The organism is Nocardioides hungaricus (assembly GCF_054782915.1).
Window position 1 is genome coordinate 1 of record NZ_BAAGRO010000016.1, and the last position, 21,965, is coordinate 21,965.

The following is a 21,965-nucleotide window of genomic DNA, read 5'->3' on the forward strand; positions in this document are numbered from 1 at the left end:
AGGCCGGCACCACCGACTACACCCCCGCCCCCACCAAGTCCGTCACCATCACCGTGGACCGGGCCGGCCAGGCGATCGTGTTCGACCCCGCACCCCCGACCCGCGGCACCGTGGGCGGGACCTGGACACCCGCCGCGACCGGCGGTGGATCAGGACAGCCGGTGACCTTCGCCATCGACCCCGCCGCCACCACCAACAACGCCTGCACCCTCAACGACCAGGACGTGGTCTCCTTCGTCCGGGCCGGGACCTGCGTGGTCACCGCCGACCAGGCCGGCACCACCGACTACACCCCCGCCCCCACCCAGCCCGTCACCATCACCGTGGACCGGGCCGGCCAGGCGATCGTGTTCGACCCGGCACCCCCGACCCGCGGCACCGTGGGCGGGACCTGGACACCCGCCGCGACCGGCGGTGGATCAGGACAGCCGGTGACCTTCGCGATCGACCCCGCCGCCACCACCAACAACGCCTGCACCCTCAACGACCAGGACGTGGTCTCCTTCGTCCGGGCCGGGACCTGCGTGGTCACCGCCGACCAGGCCGGCACCACCGACTACACCCCCGCCCCCACCAAGTCCGTCACCATCACCGTGGACCGGGCCGGGACCTGGATGGACCTGACCCTCTCGGCTGACCAGACCGCCTACGGGCAGCCGGTCACCGCGACCGCGCGCACCTCGGCGGCCGGGGCCGTACGGTTCCTCCTCGACGGCACCCAACTCGGCGCCCCGGTCCCCACCAGCGGCGGCGAGACCACCTCGCCACCGATCACCGACCCGGCCACCGGCAGGCCCCTGACCCCGGGCACCTACACCCTCACCGCGACCCTCGAGCCCACCTCCCCCGAGCTGGCCGGCTCCGCCGCGAGCGCCACCCTGCGCGTCACCCGCGCCGAGACCACCACCACCCTCACCCTGGATGGCCAGGACCTCACCGTCCTGGTCGGCCCGGCCGGCTCACCCGACCCCGGGGTCGGTCGGCCGTCCGGGGAGGTCACCGTCACCGTCGGCGACACCGAGGTCGGCACCGCCACCCTCGACCAGGGCGTCGCCACCATCCCCGTGGACGAGTTCCCCGGCGGGCTCCCGGACGGTGCCGTCGTGACCGCGACCTACGCCGGCGACACCAACTACACCGGGTCCACGGCCACCATCAGCCGCACCAACCCGACCCTGACCGCCACCCTGACGGGGACGAAGGGCAACCGCGGCTGGTACGTCGGACCGGTCACGATCACCTTCACCTGCACCCCCGACACCGCACCCCTGACCGGCCCGTGCCCCGGCCCGGTCGTGCTGCGCCGCAACGGCGCCGACCAGACCCGGACCCGCACCATCACCGCCACCGACGGCGGCACCACCACCCTCACCGTCGCCGGTATCGACATCGACCGGACCAAGCCCCGGGTCAAGATCCGGCGTACCGCCACCAGAGGCGTCCGCTGCACCGCCACCGACCCGGTCTCCGGGCTCACCCCCCGCGGCTGCACCCTGAAGCGCACCCGTACCCCCCGAGCCGTCGTCTACACCGCCACCGCCACCGACCAAGCCGGCAACACCCGCACCGTCCGGCTCAAAGTCCGACGCTGACCCTCACCGCTCCAGCGCGCGGAGGAGCCGCTCCGCCTTCCACCGCGACTCGGCGTACTCCTCCGCCGCCTCGGACCGGACCGTGATGCCGCCGCCGGTGCCGAGCCGGTAGCGGCCGTCGCCGGTGGTGGTCAGGCTGCGGATCACCACGCCGAGGTCGGCGCGGCCGTCGGCGGCGATCCAGCCGAAGGCGCCGGCGTACGGCCCGCGCGGCGTGCTCTCGACGTCCCGGATCACCTGCATGGTGCGCAGCTTCGGGGCGCCGGTCATCGAGCCGGCCGGGAAGAGCGCCCGGAGCGCGCCGATCGTCGACACGTCGTCGCGCAGCCGGCCGCGGACGGTGCTCACCAGCTGGTGCACGGACTCGTAGGACTCGACGTCCATCAGGCTCGGCACCGTCACCGTCCCCGGCGCGCAGACCATCGCGAGGTCGTTGCGGAGGAGGTCGACGATCATCAGGTTCTCGGCGCGGAACCTCGGGTCGGTGGCGAGGTGCCGCCGCTGGCGCTCGTCCTCCGCGGGTGTGGCGCCGCGCGGGGTGGTGCCCTTGATCGGCTTGGTCTCCAAAGTGCGGTCGGCGGCGATGAGCGCGTACCGCTCCGGACTGCTGCTCAGCAGCCAGGCCCGCGTCTCGGGGAGATCGTGCTGGAGGAAGCCGGCGTACGGCGCCGGGTTGACCTCGCGCAGCCGCAGGTACGCCGCCAGCGGATCCCGCGGGCCCGCCGCCTCGACCCGGTAGGTGAGGTTGACCTCGTAGCTGTTGCCCGCGTGCAGCTGCTCCTGGACCTCGGCGAAGGCGGTTGCGTAGGCGGTGGGGGGGGCGGTGGTGCCGGGCTCGGCGGTGTCGGGATCCCCGGCTGGCCGGGGATTCCTGACGTTGTCGGCCGTTGCAACACCTGACAACGTCAGGGAAGGGCCGACAACCTCGTGGTCGAAGAACCGGATCTCGCGCGGCCGCATCCAGACCGCGTCGGGCAGGTCGTCGCCGTACGACGCGGGCAGGTCCGGCCGGCAGACGTAGCCGAGGTACCCGACCCAGTGGTCCTCGGGCGACCCGGCGTCGAGCTCCGCCTCGAGCGCCGCGAACACGTCGTCGCCGACGACCTCGGCGCGGCCGGAGGCGTGCCTGGTGACCTGGCGGGTCGTCGCGGAGTAGGTCAGCGACACGTCGTCCTCGTCGAGCCAGCCGACCATCGAGCGGCGGCCGGACCACTCGCGCGCACCACCCCCGTCGAGCCAGAAGCAGCGCCGATGCCCGGCGGCCACGTTGGCGAAGAAGGAGACGGGGTCGGTCACGGGAGCCCCAGGAAGGTCGCGACCAGCCGCGCGCCGTGCTCGGAGAGGATCGACTCCGGGTGGAACTGCACGCCTTCGAGCGGCAGCGTCCGGTGGCGCACCCCCATCACCACGCCGCCCGCCCACGCCGACACCTCCAGGGCGTCGGGCACGGACAGCGCGGCGAGCGAGTGGTAGCGGACTGCGTCGAACGACGCCGGCAGCCCCGCGAAGACCCCGCGCCCGTCGTGGGTCACGGTCGCGACCTCGCCATGGGCGGGCGGGACCCGGCCCACCTCCCCGCCGTACGCCGTGACGAGGCCCTGCATGCCAAGGCAGACGCCGAGCACGGGGCGGGTGCCGGCGGCCAGCACCGCGCGGCCGACGGCGAAGTCGGCCGGGTCGGCGGGATGGCCGGGACCGGGTGAGAGCACGACGTGGGAGTGCGCGAGCACCTCGTCGGCGGACACCTCGTCGTGCTGCACCACCGACGGCAGCGCCCCGGTCACCGACGCGACCAGGTGGACGAGGTTCCACGTGTAGGAGTCGTGATGGTCGACCACGACCACGTCCGGAACCACGGGCGACAACCTAGCCCGACGTCGTTCCTCGGCGTGTCGGACGTCGCGGATTGGTCACCAACCGCAGATCGCGGCCCGAAATCTCTGCGGTTTGGTCACCAACCGCATCCCTGGGGACGCAAACCGGGCCGGCGAAGCACGCCTGTGGACGCAGACCGGCCCGCGCGCAGAGGAAGCCCCGGACCGGCTCTCCGGACCTCGAGCAATCCCGGGAAATGCGGAAGGGCCCGATGAAGCTGGGGGGCAGTCTTCACCGGGCCCATGAGCGGGTTCCCGCCGTGTTACGTGGAGCAGCCTAGCGGCTCACCGGTCCGATGTACCGCGTTCGAGGAGAAGGTGTCGCACGATTTCGTGGAGGAGGTCGTATCCGTGCTCGGTGAGGATGGATTCGGCGTGGAACTGGATCCCCTGGAAGTGCGGACCCCGGACCCGGTGGACGTCCCCGGTCTGGACATCCGCGTCCACGACCACCCCTTCGGGTGAGCCCGCAGAGCCGAGCCGGGCCACGAAGGTGTTGTAGAAGCCGACCTGCTCGGTGCGGCCGTCGATCTCCACCGGCGACTGGGTGCCCTGGAACACGATGTCCTTGTAGTACAGCCCGATGCCGAGGTGGTGGCAGAGCGCCTGATGGCCCAGACACACGGCGAGGAACGGCCGCCCGGCCGCCATCAGCTCGGCCACGGCCGCGCGCAGGTTCGCCATCTTCGGGTCGCTGCCGTCGCGCGGGTCTCCCGGCCCGGGCCCGACGATCACCAGGTCGAAGCCGTCCAGGCAGCCGGGCGCGTAGTCCTCGTGGCGTACGACGGCGCTGGTCATGCCGAGCACGCCGAGGACGTGGCGCAGCATGTTCACGAAGTCGTCCTCGCCGTCGAGGATCACCACGCTCATGCCGGCCAGCCGCGGGTCGGGCGGCGAGCCGCCCTGGTCGGTCAGCCAGAACGACGAGAGCCGGCGATTGCGCTGGTTGAGCGCGAGCAGCACGTCCTCGTCGTTGACCAGCTCGGCGACGTTCACCGCCGGCGTCGGCGCGGGCTCGACCAGCCCGAAGGCACTGAGGATGCCGCCCGCCTTGGCGTGGGTCTCGGCGACCTCGTACGCCGGGTCGGAGTCGCGCACGAGGGTCGCTCCGGCCGTGACGGTGAGTCGGCCGTCGAGGTCCACGGACGCCGTCCGGATCACGATCGGGCTGTCGACGACCGGGCCGCCCTCGGCGTCGCGGCCGAGGATGGCCAGTGCGGCGCCGTAGTAGCCCCGGCCCTCGGTCTCGTACTTCCTGATCAGCCGGCAGGCGTTCTCGACCGGCGAGCCGGTCACCGTGGCGGCGTACATGGTGTCGCGCAGCACCTCGCGCGGGTCGCGGTCGGTGCGGCCGGCGAGGAGGTACTCGGTGTGGATCAGGCGGCTCATCGGCTTGAGGAACGGTCCGAGCACCTGCCCGCCCTCGTGGCAGATGTCGCACATCATCTTGAGCTCCTCGTCGACGACCATGAAGAGCTCGTAGATCTCCTTCTCATCGTGCAGGAACTCCAGGAGCTGGCTCTTCAGGTCGCCCCCGTCGGTCGAGCCTGTCGAGACCGCCGGCAGCCGGAAGGTGCCGCTGATCGGGTTCATCCGGACGTCGCCGCCGTGGATCGTCACGTGCCGCTCGGGGCTCGCGCCGATCAGGAACCGGTCGCCGGTGAAGAAGACGAAGGTCCAGTACGCCCCGCGCTCGCGCTCGAGCAGCCGCCGGAAGACCGCGAGCGCCCGGTCCGCACCCCAGTCCGCGACGGTCGCGCGGTAGTGCCGGCCGATCACCAGGTTGGCGCCCTCTCCCTGGCCGATCTCGTCCTCGATGATCGCCGCGACGAGCCGGCCGTACTCCTCGTCGTCGGTCTCGAAGCCGCCGCGGTCGGCGAACTCCACCGGCACCTCGTCGATCGCCTCGACCACCTCGGCGACGGTGAACTCCAGCTCGGACTCGACGTCCACGACGACCAGCGGGGCACCGTCGTCGTGCGCCTCGAAGCCGCGCTCGCGCACCTGACGGAACGGCACCGCGAGCAGCCGGTCGGCGATGTGCCCGGCCTCCGGCACGCCCTCGGTGAGAGGTACGTCGAGGATCGACTCGACCACCCGTCGGCGACCGCCGACCACGCCGACCGTGTCGCGGTCGCCGGCCCGCGTGGAGCGCCGGATGATCGCCCACGCCTCGTGCCCCTGGACGGCCGCGATGGCTTCCCGGGCAGTCGGCGCAGTCGGCGTGGTCGTCATGACGGCGACTCTAGTTCCCGGCGAGTCGGCGCAGTCTCAGTGTCTCAGCCCGCCGAGTCGGCGCAGTCTCAGCTGAGATTGCGCCGACTCGGCGTCAGCGGAGGGTCAGCCGGGAGGTGTCGTAGGTGCCCGGCGTCGGCTCGAGGAGCGCATCAGGACGGAGCGGATCAGGAGAGGGTGGTGAGCAGCTGGGTGGCGCGGGTGAGTACGACGTAGAGCGTGGCGCGGCCGGTGGCGGACTCGGACTCGATCTCCTGGGGCCGCACGACCACGATCCCGTCGAACTCCAGGCCCTTGGTGTCGAGGCCGGTGAGCACCACGATCCGGTCCTCGCCCGACGGCGCGACCGAGGAGTCGATGGCCGCCCGGGCGCCCGGCGCGTCGGCGGCGAACTCCGGCCAGGAGGCCAGCCAGGCGTTGGCCTCCGAGCGCCGCGCGACCGGCACCACGATGCCGACGGTGCCCTCGACCCGGCCCGCGATCTCGGCGACGGCCGCACGGGCGGCGGACTCCAGGTCGGCGTCGGCGACGCCCTCGACGACCTCCGGCGACACGCCGGTCGACCGGACGGCGGTCGGCAGGTCGGCGTCGAGGCCGACCCGCTCGGCGTACGCCGCGGCGTGGGCGTAGATCTCCGAGGAGTTGCGGTAGTTCGTGGACAGGTGGAACTCGTGGACGTCCTTGCCCTCCAGGGCGGCGGCCCGCGCGGCCGCGGCCTCGGCCGGCACCGGCCAGGAGGACTGGGCCGGGTCGCCGACGATCGTCCACGACGCCGTCCGGCCGCGCCGGCCGACCATCCGCCACTGCATCGGGGTGAGGTCCTGGGCCTCGTCGACGAGGACGTGCGCGAACGGGTCGTCCTCGAGCCGGTGCGTCGGCGGGGCCCAGACCCGGCCGGTCGGGGCGTACTCGCGGTCCGCGGCGGTGAACAGCTCCTGCACGTCGACGCCGCCCTCGAGCAGCCCGGTCTCGTCGAGGTCGCGCTCGTCGTCGGTGCGCGCCGGGACGTCGCCGATTGCGTAGCGCAGCTCGTCGAGCAGCGGCACGTCCTCGACCGTGAGCGCCGCCGACTCCGACCACGACTTCGACAGCAGCCGCTGCTCCTCGGAGCTGAGCACGCCGTCGCCGACGCGGGAGAGGAGCTCGGGGTCGCGCAGCCAGCCGAACACGGTGACCGCGTCGAGCGGCGGCCACCACGCGGCGACGAAGTCGAGGAAGTCGCGGTGGCCGAGCAGGTCGTCGTCGAACGCCTCGCGGCCCCGGTCGCGCCCGCGCTCGCCGCGGACCTGGCGCCACATCGCGTCGAGCAGGGTGGTGGCGACCCTCGGCAGCTGCCGGTTGCGGCGGCCCTGCGACATCAGCTGGCGGCGCAGCCGGCCGAGCTCGCCCCGGCCGAGCACGATCGTGTCGTCGCGCCAGAAGACGCGGAACTCCTGCGGGCTGCCCGGCGCCTGCTGGCGGGCGGTACGCCGCAGCAGCTCGGCCATCCGCTCGCCGCCCTTGACGTCGGCGACCGCGGGGTCGTCGTGGCGGGTGGCGCGGACGCCGTCGACGACCTCGCCGAGCGACCGCAGCGCGACCGCGGTCTCGCCGAGGCTCGGGAGCACCCGCTCGATGTAGCGCATGAAGACGCCGCTGGGGCCGACGACCAGCACGCCGCCGCCCTCGTAGCGCCGGCGGTCGCTGTAGAGGAGGTACGCCGCGCGGTGCAGCGCGACCACGGTCTTGCCGGTGCCCGGGCCGCCGGAGATCGACACGACGCCCTTGCCCGGCGCCCGGATCGCCCGGTCCTGCTCGGCCTGGATGGTGGCGACGATCGAGTGCATCGAGCGGTCGCGCGCGCGGGAGAGCTGCGCCAGCAGCGCGCCCTCGCCGACGACGGGGAGCGAGGTCTCCGCCTCGGCGTCGAGCAGCTCGTCCTCCACGCCGACGACCTTCTGGCCGGCGCAACGCAAGACGCGTCGCCGTACGACGTCGTGCGGCTCGGCCGCGGTGGCCTGGTAGAACACGGCGGCCGCCGGGGCGCGCCAGTCGATCAGCAGGGAGTCGCGGTTGGCGTCGCGCAGCCCGATCCGGCCGATGTAGCGCGGCTCGGGGTCGACCTGCTCGCGCAGGTCGAGGCGGCCGAAGACCAGGCCCTCGTGGGCGGCGTCGAGCTGCGCCATCCGCCGCGCGGCCTGGAAGACCATCGCGTCGCGCTCGACCAGGCCGCCCTCGTGGCCCAGCCGGCCGCGGCTGTGGCCCTCCTTGGCGATCGCCTCGGCGGCCTTGGCCGACGCGGCCAGCTGCACGTACACCCGGTCCACGAACGCCTGCTCGGCAGCGATCTCCCGATCGACCAGCTCTTCGGACAACGCCTGTCTTCCCCTCGTCCCGGACCGGCTCCGGCAAGTGGACAAGCCTACCCGGGAGCTACTTCTTCCGGGACAGGAACGCCGCCATCGCCGCGCGCGCCTCGTCGGAGGCGAACAGCCGCGCGGACAGCTCGGCCAGCTCGTCGCCCCGCTCGTCGACCCGGGCGACCAGGTCGCGGTTGAGGATCCGCTTGGACTCGCGCAGGCCCTGGGCGGCGCCGGTCGCCAGCGAGGCGCAGACCCTCGCGACCTCGGCGTCCAGGTCGTCGGCGGGCACCGCCGTCGTGACCAGGCCGTACGCCGCCGCGGCGGTGCCGTCGAAGACCTCGCCGCCGAGCGTGGTGAGCGCCGCGGCCCGAGGGCTCATCCGGGCGTGGACCGTGAGCGAGATGATCGCGGCCGCCAGGCCGAGCTTGACCTCGGTCAGCGCGAAGGTCGCGTCCGCCGACGCGACCACGATGTCCGAGGCGGCCACGATGCCGATGCCGCCGGCGCGGACCGCGCCCTGGACCCGGGCCACCACCGGCTTGTCGAGGGTGAGGATCAGCCGCTGCAGGTCGACGACCCGGCGGGCGCCCTCGTCCATGCCGCCGGCCGACGCCTCCGACAGGTCGGCGCCGGAGCAGAACACCCGGCCCTCGGCGGTGAGCAGCACCACCTTCACGTCCGGGTCGCCCGCGGCCCGCTCGAGCGCCTCGAACAGCTCGGTGACCAGCTGCCGCGAGAGCGCGTTCCGGTTGTGCGGTGAGTCGAGCGTGACCGTCGCAATTGCGCTGTCATGGCAGTCGTCGACGGAGTAGCGAACGAGCTCGGGCATGCGGCCCATCCTGTCAGGAGAGTCTGCCGCATGCCCGAGCCCGCCCCGGATCCGCCCGGTGGGCGGTGGCCCCGGCCGGAGGTCAGCGCTTGATGCGCACCGTCCGGACGTCGCCGCCGATCTTCAGCTTCGCCTTCTTCAGCTTGCCCAGCGTCTTCTTGCCGAGGGCGGTCTTCTTCAGGCGCAGCGTCGCCTTCTTCCCGGACTTGATCTTGTACGCGCCCTTGGCGAGGACGCTGCCGGCCTTGACGGTCTTGCCGCCGACCTTCATCGTCGACGCCGCGAACAGCGTCGCCGTGCCCTGGCAGGTGCCGCCGCCCGAGCCGCACCTGACGGTCGTGGAGACCGTCCGGGCCGAGCCGGAGACCAGCAGCGGGGCGACCGGCACGACCGGCGGCGAGGTGTCGACCCGGACGGAGACGCTGGAGCTGTTGTCGCCGCTCGTGGTCTCCGGGGTCGACGTCGTCACCGTCGCCGTGTTCTCGATGTTCCCGCCCTGGTCGGCCCCGCGCTCGGTGCGGTTGGACAGGCAGAGCAGGTACAGCTTCGCGGACAGCGGGCCGTTGGTCGGGTTGTAGAACTTGAACACCCGGACGATCGGCCGCGGGTCGTTGCCGAGGACGACGAGACCGGGGTCGATGTCGTAGCCGGCGACGATGCCCTTGGCGTCGTTCGCGCAGGTGAGCGTGTACTCCGCGGTCTGCCCGGCCGGGACGGAGACCGTCTGGCGGATCTCGTCCAGCCCGAGCTGGTGCGTGTGCCCGTTCGCGGTGCTGACCAGGTTGTCCATGCAGCGCATCGTGAACGTGCCCGTGGTCGCCGCACCGTCGTTGACGACGCCGAAGCGCCAGCCGTTGTCGCCGTCGGGGTACGTCGTGACGACCGGTGCCGTGCCGTCCAGCTGGTAGCCCGGCTGGATCGGGGTCTGGCCCGGGCCGCACGTCAGCGTGACGTCGGTGCGGCCGGACGGCAGCGCCCGCGTCTCGCTCAGCTGCGGGCCGACCACCACGTCGTGGCTGTGGCCGTTGACCGTCTCGCTCTGGGTCTTCACGCAGACCGCGAACACCTTGCCCTGGGCCCGGCCGGTCGCGTCGTTGACGAACGTCGCCCGCCAGCTGTCGTTGCCGATCGCCCGGTTCTCGGTCATCGCGATGTCGGCGAACGTGCCGGTGCCCTGGTCGACCTGGTCGATCCGGCCCGAGCCGTCGGTCACGACGTAGCCGGGCATGCAGGCCACGGTGCCGGTGGCCTGGTCGTCGGCCTCGATGTCGACCTGGACCTCGGTCTTCTGCACGTCGAACAGGTGCTGGTGGTCGGTGCCGACCTCCGGCAGCGGGTCCACCTTGACCCGGATGTCGACGCTGCGGGTCTGGCCGGCCGGCACGGTCCCGAGCTCGCAGCGGACCGTCGAGCCCGAGCGGGTGCACGGCGCGTCCGCGGACACGTAGGTCACGCCGCTCGGCAGCGCGTCGGTCACGACCACGTCGTTCGCGTCCGCGGCACCGGTGTTGGTGACGGTCAGCGTGTAGGTGATCACGTCGCCCTCGCGCGGCGTCGTGTCGTCGACGGTCTTCTTGACCTTGACGTTCGTGACCGTCGGCTGGACCGGCGTGGTGGTCGAGTCCGAGTCCTGCACCGTGCTGCCGTCCGGCGTCCTGCCGGTGGCGGTCGCGGTGTTGTCGACCTTGCCGTTGCTCACGTCGCCCGCGGTGATCGGGTAGGTCACCGGGGTGCAGTCGAAGGACTCGTCGGGCTCGAGGCCGCCGGACGGGCAGGTCACCGGGCCGACCTTCGGGTCCGTGACCGTCACCGGGTCGAGCTTCACGTTGCCGGTGTTGGTCACCCGGAACGAGTAGGTGATGGTGTCGCCCGCGTCCGGGCCGTTGCCGTCCAGGTCGTCGATCGCGCTCGCGGTCTTCGACAGCTGGATCGAGCCGGTGGCCGGCAGGTCCACGGTGCGCGAGTCGTCGTCGGTGACGGTGTCGCCGCCCGGCGTCGTACCGGTCACCTCGGCGGTGTTGTCCACCGAGCCGTAGTCGACGTCGGCCTGGGTGAGGGCGTAGACGCGCGGGTCGCAGTCCACCGACGCACCCGGGGCCAGCGGAGCGCTCGGGCAGGTCACCGGGCCGACCTTCGGGTCGGAGACGGTGATGTTGGTGAGCGTCACGTTGCCGGTGTTGGTCACCTCGAAGGTGTAGGTGACGGTGTCGCCGTCGTCGATGCCGTTGCCGTTGACGTCGTTGACCGCGCTGGCGGTCTTCACCAGCTTGATGCCCGGGCTCGGCGCGACCGGGGTCGTGGTCGAGTCCGTGTCGGTCACGGGCGAGCCGGTCGGCGGCGTGCCCGAGGCGGTGGCGGTGTTGTCGACCTTGCCGGCGTTCACGTCGGCCTGGGTCAGCGCGTACGTCTTCGGCGAGCAGCTCACGGTCGCACCCGGCGCCAGGGCGCCGGCCGGGCAGGTGATCGGGCCGACCTTCGGGTCCGCGACCGTCACGGGGTCGAGCTTCACGTTGCCGGTGTTGGTGACCGCGAACTGGTAGGTGATCGTGTCACCGGTGTCCGGGCCGTCGCCGTCCACGTCGGTGATCGAGCCGGCGGTCTTCACCAGCGTGATCGACGGGGCCGCCGGGACCGGCGTCGTGGTCGAGTCGGTGTCGGTCACGCTCGACCCCACCGGCGGCTTGCCGGTGGCGGTCGCGGTGTTGTCGACCTTGCCGGCGTTCACGTCGGCCTGGGTCAGCGGGTAGGTCTTCGGCGTGCAGGTGACCGACGCACCCGGGGCCAGCGGGCCCGACGGGCAGGTGATGGCGCCGAGCTTCGGGTCGGACACCGTGACCGGGTTCAGGGTCACGTTGCCGGCGTTGGTCGCCTCGAAGCCGTAGGTGATCGTGTCGCCGGCGTCGGGGCCGTTGCCGTCCACGTCGGTGATCGCGCCGGCGGTCTTGTCCAGGACGATCGACGGGTACGCCGGGACCGGCGTGCTCGTGGAGTCCTGGTCGGTCACGTTGTTGCCCGTCGGCGGCTTGCCGGTCGCGGTCGCGGTGTTGTCGACCTTGCCGGCGTCCACGTCGGCCTGGGTCAGCGTGTAGCCGGCGACCGTGCAGGTCCTGGTCTGGCCGGGCGCGAGCGCGCCGGACGGGCAGGTGATCGTCCCGACCAGCGGGTCGGAGACCGACCACGGGTCGAGCGTCACGGTGCCGACGTTGGTCACCTTGAAGGTGTAGTTGATCCGGTCGCCGGCGTCCGCGCCGTTGCCGTCCTGGTCGAGGACGGCGCTCGCGGTCTTGTCGAGCTCGATCGCGGGCGTGCCCGTGAGGCCGGTCGTGGTCGAGTCGTCGTCGGTCACGTTGTCGCCCGTCGGCGGCTTGCCGGTCGCGGTCGCGGTGTTCTCGACCTTGCCGCTGTTCACGTCGGCCTGGGTCAGCGTGTAGACCTTGCTCGGGCAGGTCATCGACTGACCCGGGTCGAGCGTGGTGGTCGGGCACGCGATCGCGCCGCCGAGCTTGGGGTCGTCGACCGCGACGAGGGTGAGCGCGACGTTGCCGGTGTTGGTCACCACGAACGAGTAGGTGATCGTGTCGCCGGCGTCCGCGCCGTTGCCGTCGTTGTCGCTGAGGGCGCCCGCGGACTTGTCGATCTCGATCTTCGGCACCGTCGGGACGACGACCGTGACCGAGTCGGTCGCGGTGACGTTGCCGCCGGTCGGCGGCTTGCCGGTGGCGGTCGCGGTGTTGTCGACCTTGCCGGCGTTCACATCGGCCTGGGTCAGCGTGTAGGTCTTCGGCGTGCACGTGATGGACGTGCCGGGCGCGACCGCGCCGGACGGGCAGGTGATGGCGCCGAGCTTCGGGTCCGTCACCGTGACCGGGTTGAGCGGGACGTTGCCGGTGTTGGTCACCTTGAAGCCGTAGGTGATCGTGTCGCCGGCGTCGGGGCCGTTGCCGTCGACGTCGGTGATCGAGCCGGCGGTCTTGTCCAGCGCGATGGCCGGGTTCGCCGGGACCGTGGTCGAGACGCTGTCGTCGTCGGTCACGGTCACGCCGTTGGAGCCCTTGCCGGTCGCGGTCGCGGTGTTGTCGACCTTGCCGGCGTTCACGTCGGCCTGGGTGAGCGTGTAGGTCTTCGGCGTGCAGGTCATGCTCGCGCCGACCGCCAGCGTGGTCTGCGGGCAGGTCACCGCGCCGACCTTGACGTCGGTGACGGCGATCGTGTTCAGCGCGATGTTGCCGGTGTTGGTCACCTTGAAGCCGTAGGTGATCGTGTCGCCGACGTCCGGGCCGTTGCCGTCGAGATCGTTGATGGCGCTGCCGGTCTTGTCGATCTCGATGGCCGGCTTGAGCGGCAGGTTGGTGAACGTGCAGACGACCGTGTTGCCGGAGGTCGACGGCATCGTGAAGGTGCCGCTGTTGCCGGTGCCCTCGGCGACCGTCGAGCCGTCGGCGCTCTTCACGCACTTCCAGGTGGTCGTGTAGTCGTTGAGGTCGGTGCCGCCCGAGGCGGTCTGGGTGATGGTGTACGTCGTGCTCGGCAGTACGACGACCGGGCCGGCGACCTCGTCGTCCTCGGTCTGCAGGCCGGAGTCGGCGCCCGCGGTGGTGCCGGCGTTGCCGCTGGAGACGCCGCCGCCGGTGAGGGTGACCTGGAACTGGTCGGCGGCGTCGTGGCGGCCCTGGGGCAGGTCGACGCGCACGGAGGCGGTGCTCGGGGAGGAGCAGGACGCCATGTCGGAGAGGCTCAGCGACACGGTCTTGGTCGAGATCAGGTCGCCGCTGGACGGGTTGACCTTGAGCACCTTGCCGGAGCCGGTGCCGATGACCAGGACGCCCGAGCCGTCGAACGCCATCGACGCGTACTGGCCGGAGTTGCCCGGCAGGCTCGCGAGCACGGTGGCGTTGAGCGACTGGGTGCCCGCCGTGGTCGGCAGCGGGCCGTTGACGCGGGCCAGGGTGCCGGCCGCGGTGGTGCTGGCGTTGCTGACGACGTACAGGTTGCCGACCGCGTCGAAGGCCATGTCGCCGTTGCTCGACAGCCCGGCGATCGTGCCGACCTGGCCGATCGACGTGTTCGTGTTGGTGTCGAACGCGAACACCTTCCAGGGCGTGCCGCCGGAGGCGTAGTAGTAGATGCCGTTGGCCGGGTTGATCGCGCCGGCGATCACGCTGCTGGCGCTGGAGTTGGCCGGCGCGCTCCAGGTGTCGGCGTCGTTGGTGTCCGCGTCGAACCGGATGATCTCGTTGCGGGCCCGGTTGAACGCGTAGATGTAGCGGCCGCCGCCGTTCGGGAGGGCGAGCGCGTTGACGTCGTCCCCGCTCCCGGCCGGGATGGTGCCGTTGGACGCGAACGTGCCGGCGGTCGGGTTGACCTTGCTCAGCGCCCGCGTGCTGCCGTTCACGCTGTAGACCACGTCGGCCGCGCAGACGAAGCGCGGCGAGCTCGACGACCCGGTCGCCTGCGCGGGCGGCGCCGGCAGCAGCACGAGGGCGAGGGCGCCGAGCAGCAGCGCCATCGTGAGCACGACCACGCCGTGGCGGCGTACCCGGTCGTGCGAGTGGATCGGAATTGCGCGCGTCAGCGACGTCATCGCCTGGCCCCCCAGCCTCGGCCCGTCTCCGGGCAGTACAGATGCGACTTCGGCGGCAACCGTAGGGGTGAACCGGGTGGCCCCGTGCGGCCTTGAGGAAATCTTGAGGTCGGGCCGCTCCGAACCACCCCCATGAGGAACCGACTCGCCCACGCCGGCTTCGGCGTCCTGTCCGCGATCGTCGGCGTCGCCGCCGGCCACCTGGCCGCGAGCCTGCTGGAGCCCGCCTCGTCGCCGGTGCTCGTGGTGGGCTCCACCGTCATCGACCTGACGCCCACGCCGGCGAAGGAGTGGGCGATCCGGCAGTTCGGCACGAACGACAAGGCGGTCCTGGTCGGCTCGGTGATGCTCGGCGTGCTGGTGCTCGCGGCGGTCGCCGGGCTGCTCGCCCGGCGCCGGTTCGGGTACGGCGCCGGGCTGCTCGTCGCCCTGGTAGCGATCCCCGCCGTGGCCGCCGTGAGCCGTCCGGGCGCGGGCGCCCTCGACGTCGTCCCGAGCCTGGTCGCGGCCGTCGCCGGGGCCGGCTCGCTGGCCTGGCTGGTCCAGACCGCCGGCCCCTCTCGGGAGGCCACCGGGCGCCGCGGCGTGCTGGTCGCCGGCGGCGTGCTGGCAGTCGGCGCCGCGGCACTGGCGGGCGCGGGACGCTGGATCACGTCGTACCGCACCGACCTGACCGACGTGGCGCTGCCGGCAGCCGCCGACCCGGCGCCGCGGCTCCCGGCCGGCCTGGACGAGCGGGTCCCCGGCATCAGCCCGTTCCGCACGCCGACCGACGACTTCTACCGGGTCGACACCCGGCTCACCCTGCCGATCGTCGACCAGGGCGGCTGGACGCTCACCATCGACGGCGACGTCGAGCAGGAGGTGACCTTCACCTTCGACGAGCTGCTGGCGATGCCGCTCATCGAGCGCGACATCACGCTCACCTGCGTCTCCAACGAGGTCGGCGGGAAGTACATCGGCGCCGCGCGGTGGCTCGGCGTCCGGCTCACCGACCTGCTCGACCGCGCGGGCATCGGCAGCACGAAGGCCGACCAGATCCTCAGCACCGACGTCGACGGCATGACGATCAGCACGCCGCTCGACGTCGCGACCGACGGCCGGGACGCGATGATCGCGGTCGGCATGAACGGCACCTCGCTGACCCGCGAGCACGGCTTCCCGGCGCGGATGGTGGTGCCCGGGCTCTACGGCTTCGTCAGCGCCTGCAAGTGGATCACCCGGATGACGCTGACCACGTACGCCGAGCAGGACGCCTACTGGACCCGGCGCGACTGGGCGACCGACGCGCCCATCAAGGTCTCCAGCCGGATCGACACCCCGAAGCCGCTGTCCACCGTCGATCCGGGCCGCACCCTCGTCGGCGGCGTCGCCTGGGCGCAGCGCCAGGGCGGGGTGCGGAGGGTCGAGGTGCGCGTGGACGGCGGGCCGTGGCAGGAGGCCCGGCTCGGCCCGTCGGCCGGCAACGACTACTGGCGGCAGTGGTACCTGCCGTGGACCGCCGAGACCGGGCAGCACACCCTCGCCGTCCGCGCGACCGACGGCGAGGGCGACGTGCAGACCGCCGTCCGCGCCACGCCCTTCCCCGAGGGCTCCAGCGGCATCCAGCAGATCGTCGTGAACGTCGGCTGATCCGGCCAATCCGATCCGGCACCCGCTCCGAACCACTCCCGAACCGACCTCAACGGAAGGCACCACCATGAACCGCAAGCTCCCCCTCGCCGCCCTCGCGCTCGCCGCGACGTTCAGCTTCGTGGCATGCAGCGGCGACTCGGGCTCGGGCGACACCGCGTCCGACACCCCCTCGTCGTCCGCGATGTCGCCGACGCCGTCGGACGACATGTCCTCGGGCGGCTCGATGGGCGCCGGGGCGCAGACCTTCGGCGCCGGCTGCTCCCAGATCCCCGCCGACGGCGCCGGGTCCTTCGACGGCATGGCCACCGAGCCGGTCGCCACCGCCGCGAGCTCGAACCCGCTGCTCAAGACGCTGGTCGCCGCGGTCGGCCAGGCCGGCCTGGTCGACACCCTGAACTCCGCCGACGGCATCACCGTGTTCGCGCCGACCGACGACGCGTTCGCGAAGATCCCCGCGAAGGACATGAAGGCCGTGATGTCCGACAAGGCCACGCTCACCAAGATCCTGAGCTACCACGTCGTCCCCGAGCAGCTCGCGCCCGACCAGCTCGCCGGCACCTTCAAGACCCTCGAGGGCTCGAAGCTGACGATCAAGGGCTCCGGCGAGGACTTCACCGTCGGCGACGGCGGCGCGCAGGTGCTGTGCGGCAACATCCCCACGGCGAACGCCACCGTCTACGTCATCGACTCGGTGCTCATGCCGGCAATGGGGTAAAGGACTGCACGTGGAGCACATCAGGCCCGTCGAGCCGGACGCCTCGCCCCCCGGGGGCGGGGCGTCCGGCCCCGACCTGGTCGAGCTGCTGCGGCGCTCGAGCCGGGGCGACGAGAGCGCGTTCGCGCAGCTGTACGACGCCACCGGCTCCCGCGTCCACGGGCTGGCGCTGCGGGTCGTCCGCAACCCGGCCCAGGCCGAGGAGGTCACCCAGGAGGCGTTCCTGGAGATCTGGCGGACGGCGTCCCGCTTCGACCCCGACCGCGGCAGCCCGCTCTCCTGGCTGCTGACGATCACCCACCGCAAGGCGGTGGACCGGGTCCGCTCGGCCGAGGCGGCCAGCCGGCGCGACGTCGCCTACCAGCACCGGAACCAGCAGGTCGCGCACGACGCGACCGCCGAGGCCGCCCAGGCCTCGCTCGAGGCGCGCCGCGTGCGCGGCGCCCTCGCCGACCTGACCGAGGTGCAGCGCGAGGCCGTCGGCCTCGCGTTCCTCGGGGGATACACACACACGGAGGTGGCGACCATGCTCGACCTGCCGGTCGGCACCGCCAAGACCCGCATCCGCGACGGCCTGATCCGGCTGCGCGACGCCCTGGGGGTGAGCTCATGACGGAGATCCACGCTCTCTCCGGCGCGTACGCCGTGGACGCGCTCGACGACCTCGAGCGGGCCGCCTTCGAGCGACACCTCGCCGAGTGCGCCGAGTGCCGCGCCGAGGTCGCCGGCCTCCGCGAGGCCGCCGCGCTGATCGCCGAGACCACGACCGCCGACCCGCCGCCCGAGCTGCGCGACCGCGTGCTCGCCGGCATCGCCACCGTCCGCCCGCTGCCGCCGGTGGTCCCGGCCGCCCGGCCCCGCCGCCGTACGCCGCGGCTGCTGGTCGCCGCCGCGGCCGCCGCCGTCCTCCTCGGCGCCGGCACCGTCGTCTGGCAGCAGCCGTGGGCCGAGGAGACCGTGCAGGCGCCGAGCGTCGCCCAGCAGGTGCTGACCGCCGACGACGCGCGCAGCACCACGCTGGCCTTCCCCGGCGGGGCGTCCGCGAAGGTCACCCGCTCCGACTCCGTCGGCCGCGCGGTGATCGAGACGCGCGACATGCCCCCGCCCCCGGACGGCAGGGTCTACCAGCTCTGGCTCGACCAGCCCGGCGAGGGCATGGTCTCCGCGGGCGTGATGCCGGTCGCTGCCGACCAGACCCTGGTGCTCACCGGCGACGCCGCCACGGCGACCGGCGCCGGGATCACCGTCGAGCCCGCGGGCGGGTCGACGTCGCCGACCACGAAGCCGATCGCGCTGTTCGAGTTCGCGAGGTCGGATGCCTGAGCGACGACAGCGTGTCGCCGTCGTCGGGTCCGGGGTCGCGGGCCTGACGGCGGCCTACGTCGCGTCCCGCTCCGCACGGGTCACCCTCTACGAGGCCGACGACCGGCTCGGCGGGCACGCCGACACGCATGTGGTGGACGGGCTCGCGATCGACACCGGCTTCATCGTGCACAACGAGCGCACCTACCCGACGCTGCTGCGGCTGTTCCGCGAGCTCGGCGTGACCACCCAGGACTCCGAGATGTCGATGTCGGTGCGCGACGACGCCACCGGCCTGGAGTACGCCGGCGCGCTCGGTCTCTCGGGCCTCTTCCCGGGTGGGCGGAGCATCGCGCGACCGGCGTACCTGCGGATGCTGGCGGAGGTCCCGCGCTTCCACCGGCTCGCCCGGCGGCTGTGCGACGACGTGACGCTCGGCGAGTTCCTGGAGCGGCACGGGTTCTCGGCGTACTTCCGCCGGCACTTCGTGGAGCCGCTGGTCGCCGCGGTGTGGTCGTGCGACCCGGCGGTGGCGCGGGACTACCCGGCCCGCTACCTGTTCGCGTTCCTCGCGCACCACGGCATGCTCGGCGTCACCGGGTCGCCGCGGTGGCGGACCGTCACCGGCGGCTCGCACGAGTACGTCCGCCGCGTCGGCGAGGCGCTGCACGAGGTGCGCACCGGCACCAAGGTGACCTCGGTGCTCGAGACCGCGGACGGGGTCGAGGTCACCGACGGCAACGGCCGGGTCTCGGCGTACGACGCCGTCGTGATCGCCACGCACCCGGCCCAGGCGCTGGCGATGCTGGCCGAGCCGACGGTCGCGCGGCGCGAGGTGCTCGGCGCGATCGGCTACTCCGCCAACGTGGCGCTGCTGCACACCGACACCTCGCTGCTGCCGCGGGCGCCGCGGGCCCGGGCGTCGTGGAACTTCCGGCGCCCGGTCGACGACCTCGGCCATGTCACGGTCACCTACGACCTGACCCGGCTCCAGCGGCTGCCCACCGACACCCGCTACCTGGTCACGCTCGGCGGCGAGCACCTGGTCGACCCCGACCTCGTGATCGACCGGATGGAGTACGAGCACCCGCTCTACACGCCCGCGTCGGTCGCCGCGCAGTCGCGGCTGGCGTCGATCGACTCGGACCGGGTCGTGTTCGCAGGCGCCTACCACGGCTGGGGATTCCACGAGGACGGCGCCCGCTCCGGCCTCGCCGCGGCCGAGCGGCTCGGGCTGTCCTGGGACGCGCCGCCCGCGCCGGCCACCGGCATCTACGCGACGACGATCCGGCACACCCGACGCACGCCGTTCCGGCGTACCTTCACGCACCGGTCGCGCACCTGGCTGGTCGACCTCGACCACCTGCCCGACCACGGCGTGCTGGCGCGCTTCGAGGCGCGCGACCACCTCGGCGACCCCGCCCTCTCCCTGCGCGATAACGTCGCCGCCTTCCTGTCCCTGCACGGGATCGAGCTCGGGTCGGGCAAGGTCTGGCTGGCCGCGCACCCGCGCGCGCTCGGCTTCTGCTTCAACCCGATCAGCGTGTTCTGGGCGTTCCCGTCGAGCGGGCCGCCGTGTGTGGTCGTCGAGGTGCACAACACCTACGGCGACCGGCACGCCTACCTCGTGCACCCCGACGCCAACGGGCGCGCGCGCACCGACAAGGCGATGTACGTGTCGCCGTTCCACGGCACCGACGGGTGGTACGACGTCGCCGTCCCCGTCCCGCACGGTCGCCTGCACGTGGCGGTGACGCTGCACACCGACGACGGTGCGGTGTTCAGCGCCTCGCTCTCCGGCCGGCGCTCGGCCCGGGGCGCCCGGCGCACCGCGCCCGAGGCGCTGCGCGGAGCGCTGCTGATCCGGCTGCACGGCCTCGCGCTCTGGCTGCGCCAGCTGCCGGTGCGGCCCCGCCCCGACCACCACCAGGAAGGTGTCCGGTGACCTCACTCCGGTCAGCCGTCGCGCGACGGCTGTTCGTCGGCGCCGTCGACCGGCTCGACGTCGCGGTGTCCCTCGACGGCCGGGCGCTCGGGCGCGGCGGCCCGCCGATGGTCGTGCACCGGCCCGACGAGCTGTTCTCGCGGCTGGGCCGCGACGGGCTGATCGGCTTCGGCGAGGCCTACCTGACCGGCGCGTGGGACGCGCCCGACCTGGCCGGCTTCCTCACCGTGCTCGCCGCCGACGTCGCCGACCTGGTGCCCCGGCCGCTCCAGCGGCTGCGTCCCGTCGTCCAGCGCCGGCGGCCCCGCAGGCACCGACCGTCGACCGGCAACAGCCGCGAGCTGATCGCGCACCACTACGACCTCTCCAACGACCTGTTCCGGCTGTTCCTCGACGAGTCGCTGACCTACTCCTCCGCGCTCTTCGACACCTCCTCGGACCTGCACGAGGCGCAGCTGCGCAAGATCGACCGGCTGCTCGACACCACCGGCGTCGGGCCCGGGACGCGCGTGCTCGAGATCGGCACCGGCTGGGGCGAGCTCGCGATCCGCGCCGCCGCCCGCGGCGCGACCGTCCGGTCGATCACGCTCTCCACCGAGCAGCGGGACCTGGCCCGCAAGCGGATCGCCGACGCCGGCCACGCCGACCGGGTCGACGTCGACCTGTGCGACTACCGCGACGTCTCGACGGGCTCGACCAGCGGGGAGCAGTACGACGCCGTGGTGTCCGTCGAGATGATCGAGGCGGTCGGGCACGAGTACTGGCCGGCGTACTTCCGCACCCTCGACCGGGTGCTCGCCCCCGGCGGCCGGGTCGGCCTGCAGGCAATCCTGATGCCGCACGACCGGATGCTCGCCACCCGCGGCGGCTACACGTGGATCAACAAGTACGTCTTCCCCGGCGGCTTCCTGCCCTCCGCCCGGGTGATCGACGAGGTGTGCGCCGCCGACACCTCACTCGCGGTGGTCGACCGGCTCGCGTTCGGTCCCGACTACGCCGAGACGCTGCGCCGCTGGGACGAGGCCTTCCTCGCCCGCCGCGCCGACGTCCTCGAGCTCGGCTTCGAGGAGACCTTCGTGCGGATGTGGCACTTCTACCTGGCCTACTCCCGCGCCGGCTTCGCCTCCGGCTACCTCGACGTCCAGCAGCTGACCCTGGTGCGCGCGCGTTGATCGACCGACGGTGGTCGAGGTGCGAGCCTGTTGCCGACCTGGATCTGCACGGTCCGGCCATCGGACGTCCCGCTGACGAGCAACGCGCCGCCGGCGTTCAACAGGTCCGCGTACGGCGCGACGAGGTCCGGTCCCAAGAGCCTGTCGAGGTCGGCGAGGTTCGCGACGGTCCGGACGCCCATCTGGATGGCGCCGGCGCTGTGCACGTTCCCTTCGGTCATGGCGGTCGTCGAACCGATGCGTTCCGGTCGGCTTCTGGTGAGTCGTGTGCCTGAGAACGCCCTATGGCTCGGTGTCAGGCACACGACCCCGACGGACTGTCCTGTCGGCCGCGGACACGCGCTACTCGGAGCCGGCCTCGCGCTCGCGCCTCTTCCTCTCCTCGTACGCCTTGCGCTGCGCCTCGGCGCGCTCGCGGACCTGGCGGAGGAACTCCTCGTCCTTCTCCGGGTCGACGGCGGCGGCACGGCCGGGGCGGTCGTACTCGGGATAGGAGGGCTGGGCGCGCTCGTGCACCGAGCGACGGGCGGCGCCGCCGTCAGGACGGCCGGCGATCAGCCAGGCGAGCGACCCGACGAGCGGGAAGAGCAGGACGAGGATGATCCAGGCGACCTTGGGCAGGTTGCGGACCGAGGAGGACCGCGCGCCGATCGCGTCCACCAGGCAGAAGACCCAGAGGGCGAACGTGACGATCCCGAGAAGCAGCTCCAGCTTGATCACGAGCGGAAGTGTCCCCCGCAGCG

15 protein-coding genes are annotated in these 21,965 nt (G+C 72.8%); 7 read left to right on the top strand and 8 right to left on the bottom strand.

The features are described 5' to 3' along the window. Positions 1-1,592 (top strand): Ig-like domain repeat protein (locus tag ACYVKX_RS05035; RefSeq protein ID WP_460829543.1); only part of this gene is annotated, 1,592 nt, incomplete at its 5' end. A gap of 3 nt (positions 1,593-1,595) precedes the next feature. Here ACYVKX_RS05035 and ACYVKX_RS05040 read toward each other — a convergent pair. The 6 genes from ACYVKX_RS05040 to ACYVKX_RS05065 all read right to left on the bottom strand — a co-directional run bounded on the left by ACYVKX_RS05040 (position 1,596) and on the right by ACYVKX_RS05065 (position 14,453). Continuing rightward, entirely contained in the window at positions 1,596-2,888 is a 1,293-nt protein-coding gene (locus ACYVKX_RS05040; protein ID WP_460829544.1) for an anthranilate synthase component I family protein, read from the bottom strand. Next, complete coding sequence (locus tag ACYVKX_RS05045; protein ID WP_460829545.1) at positions 2,885-3,448, bottom strand: anthranilate synthase component II; 564 nt, start codon at positions 3,446-3,448, stop codon at positions 2,885-2,887. Before ACYVKX_RS05045 ends, ACYVKX_RS05040 begins: the two co-directional genes overlap by 4 nt. Positions 3,449-3,751: 303 nt before the next feature. Then, complete coding sequence (locus tag ACYVKX_RS05050) at positions 3,752-5,701, bottom strand: anthranilate synthase family protein (protein ID WP_460829546.1); 1,950 nt, start codon at positions 5,699-5,701, stop codon at positions 3,752-3,754. A gap of 167 nt (positions 5,702-5,868) precedes the next feature. After that, the gene (locus tag ACYVKX_RS05055) at positions 5,869-8,055 is read right to left on the bottom strand and encodes a HelD family protein (protein WP_460829548.1); all 2,187 of its coding nucleotides are present in this window, start codon (positions 8,053-8,055) and stop codon (positions 5,869-5,871) included. 58 nt (positions 8,056-8,113) lie between these two features. After that, on the bottom strand, positions 8,114-8,872 hold the full coding sequence (locus tag ACYVKX_RS05060; RefSeq protein WP_460829550.1) for an enoyl-CoA hydratase-related protein: 759 nt from the start codon (positions 8,870-8,872) through the stop codon (positions 8,114-8,116). A gap of 82 nt (positions 8,873-8,954) precedes the next feature. Then, on the bottom strand, positions 8,955-14,453 hold the full coding sequence (locus tag ACYVKX_RS05065) for a DUF7507 domain-containing protein (RefSeq protein ID WP_460829551.1): 5,499 nt from the start codon (positions 14,451-14,453) through the stop codon (positions 8,955-8,957). Positions 14,454-14,585: 132 nt separating this feature from the next. On the opposite strand from ACYVKX_RS05065, the gene ACYVKX_RS05070 reads away from it, so the two are divergent. The 6 genes from ACYVKX_RS05070 (at position 14,586) to ACYVKX_RS05095 (ending at position 21,222) form a co-directional block, all read left to right on the top strand. Continuing rightward, positions 14,586-16,085: a molybdopterin-dependent oxidoreductase gene (locus ACYVKX_RS05070; RefSeq protein WP_460829552.1), complete on the top strand. Its 1,500-nt coding sequence runs from the start codon at positions 14,586-14,588 to the stop codon at positions 16,083-16,085. Positions 16,086-16,152: 67 nt separating this feature from the next. Further along, complete coding sequence (locus ACYVKX_RS05075) at positions 16,153-16,803, top strand: fasciclin domain-containing protein (RefSeq protein WP_460829553.1); 651 nt, start codon at positions 16,153-16,155, stop codon at positions 16,801-16,803. A 10-nt stretch (positions 16,804-16,813) separates the two neighbouring features. Further along, the gene (gene sigK / locus ACYVKX_RS05080) at positions 16,814-17,416 is read left to right on the top strand and encodes an ECF RNA polymerase sigma factor SigK (RefSeq protein WP_460829555.1); all 603 of its coding nucleotides are present in this window, start codon (positions 16,814-16,816) and stop codon (positions 17,414-17,416) included. Further along, positions 17,413-18,126 carry an anti-sigma factor gene (locus tag ACYVKX_RS05085; RefSeq protein ID WP_460829556.1) on the top strand — a complete coding sequence of 238 codons (714 nt, stop codon included), beginning with the start codon at positions 17,413-17,415 and terminating at the stop codon, positions 18,124-18,126. The genes sigK and ACYVKX_RS05085 overlap by 4 nt, the downstream gene beginning before the upstream one ends. After that, on the top strand, positions 18,119-20,050 hold the full coding sequence (locus tag ACYVKX_RS05090; protein ID WP_460829557.1) for an FAD-dependent oxidoreductase: 1,932 nt from the start codon (positions 18,119-18,121) through the stop codon (positions 20,048-20,050). Before ACYVKX_RS05085 ends, ACYVKX_RS05090 begins: the two co-directional genes overlap by 8 nt. Then, entirely contained in the window at positions 20,047-21,222 is a 1,176-nt protein-coding gene (locus ACYVKX_RS05095) for a class I SAM-dependent methyltransferase (protein WP_460829558.1), read from the top strand. The genes ACYVKX_RS05090 and ACYVKX_RS05095 overlap by 4 nt, the downstream gene beginning before the upstream one ends. Here the strand turns inward: ACYVKX_RS05095 and ACYVKX_RS05100 are convergent. Both ACYVKX_RS05100 and ACYVKX_RS05105 read right to left on the bottom strand, forming a co-directional pair. After that, a complete protein-coding gene (locus ACYVKX_RS05100) occupies positions 21,180-21,443 on the bottom strand; it encodes a hypothetical protein (RefSeq protein ID WP_460829560.1) in 264 nt (87 codons plus the stop codon). The two genes, ACYVKX_RS05095 and ACYVKX_RS05100, sit on opposite strands and share 43 nt — an antisense overlap. Before the next feature lie 121 nt (positions 21,444-21,564). Further along, positions 21,565-21,942 carry a PLD nuclease N-terminal domain-containing protein gene (locus ACYVKX_RS05105; RefSeq protein ID WP_460829561.1) on the bottom strand — a complete coding sequence of 126 codons (378 nt, stop codon included), beginning with the start codon at positions 21,940-21,942 and terminating at the stop codon, positions 21,565-21,567. Between the last annotated feature and the right edge of the window lie 23 nt (positions 21,943-21,965).

Coding starts and splice junctions, on each gene's coding strand:
- ACYVKX_RS05090 (WP_460829557.1), top strand. CDS start 18,119: ATGCCTGAGCGACGACAGCGTGTCGCCGTCGTCGGGTCCGGGGTCGCG.
- ACYVKX_RS05050 (WP_460829546.1), bottom strand. CDS start 5,701: ATGACGACCACGCCGACTGCGCCGACTGCCCGGGAAGCCATCGCGGCC.
- ACYVKX_RS05070 (WP_460829552.1), top strand. CDS start 14,586: ATGAGGAACCGACTCGCCCACGCCGGCTTCGGCGTCCTGTCCGCGATC.
- ACYVKX_RS05100 (WP_460829560.1), bottom strand. CDS start 21,443: ATGACCGAAGGGAACGTGCACAGCGCCGGCGCCATCCAGATGGGCGTC.
- ACYVKX_RS05075 (WP_460829553.1), top strand. CDS start 16,153: ATGAACCGCAAGCTCCCCCTCGCCGCCCTCGCGCTCGCCGCGACGTTC.
- ACYVKX_RS05065 (WP_460829551.1), bottom strand. CDS start 14,453: ATGACGTCGCTGACGCGCGCAATTCCGATCCACTCGCACGACCGGGTA.
- ACYVKX_RS05085 (WP_460829556.1), top strand. CDS start 17,413: ATGACGGAGATCCACGCTCTCTCCGGCGCGTACGCCGTGGACGCGCTC.
- ACYVKX_RS05060 (WP_460829550.1), bottom strand. CDS start 8,872: ATGCCCGAGCTCGTTCGCTACTCCGTCGACGACTGCCATGACAGCGCA.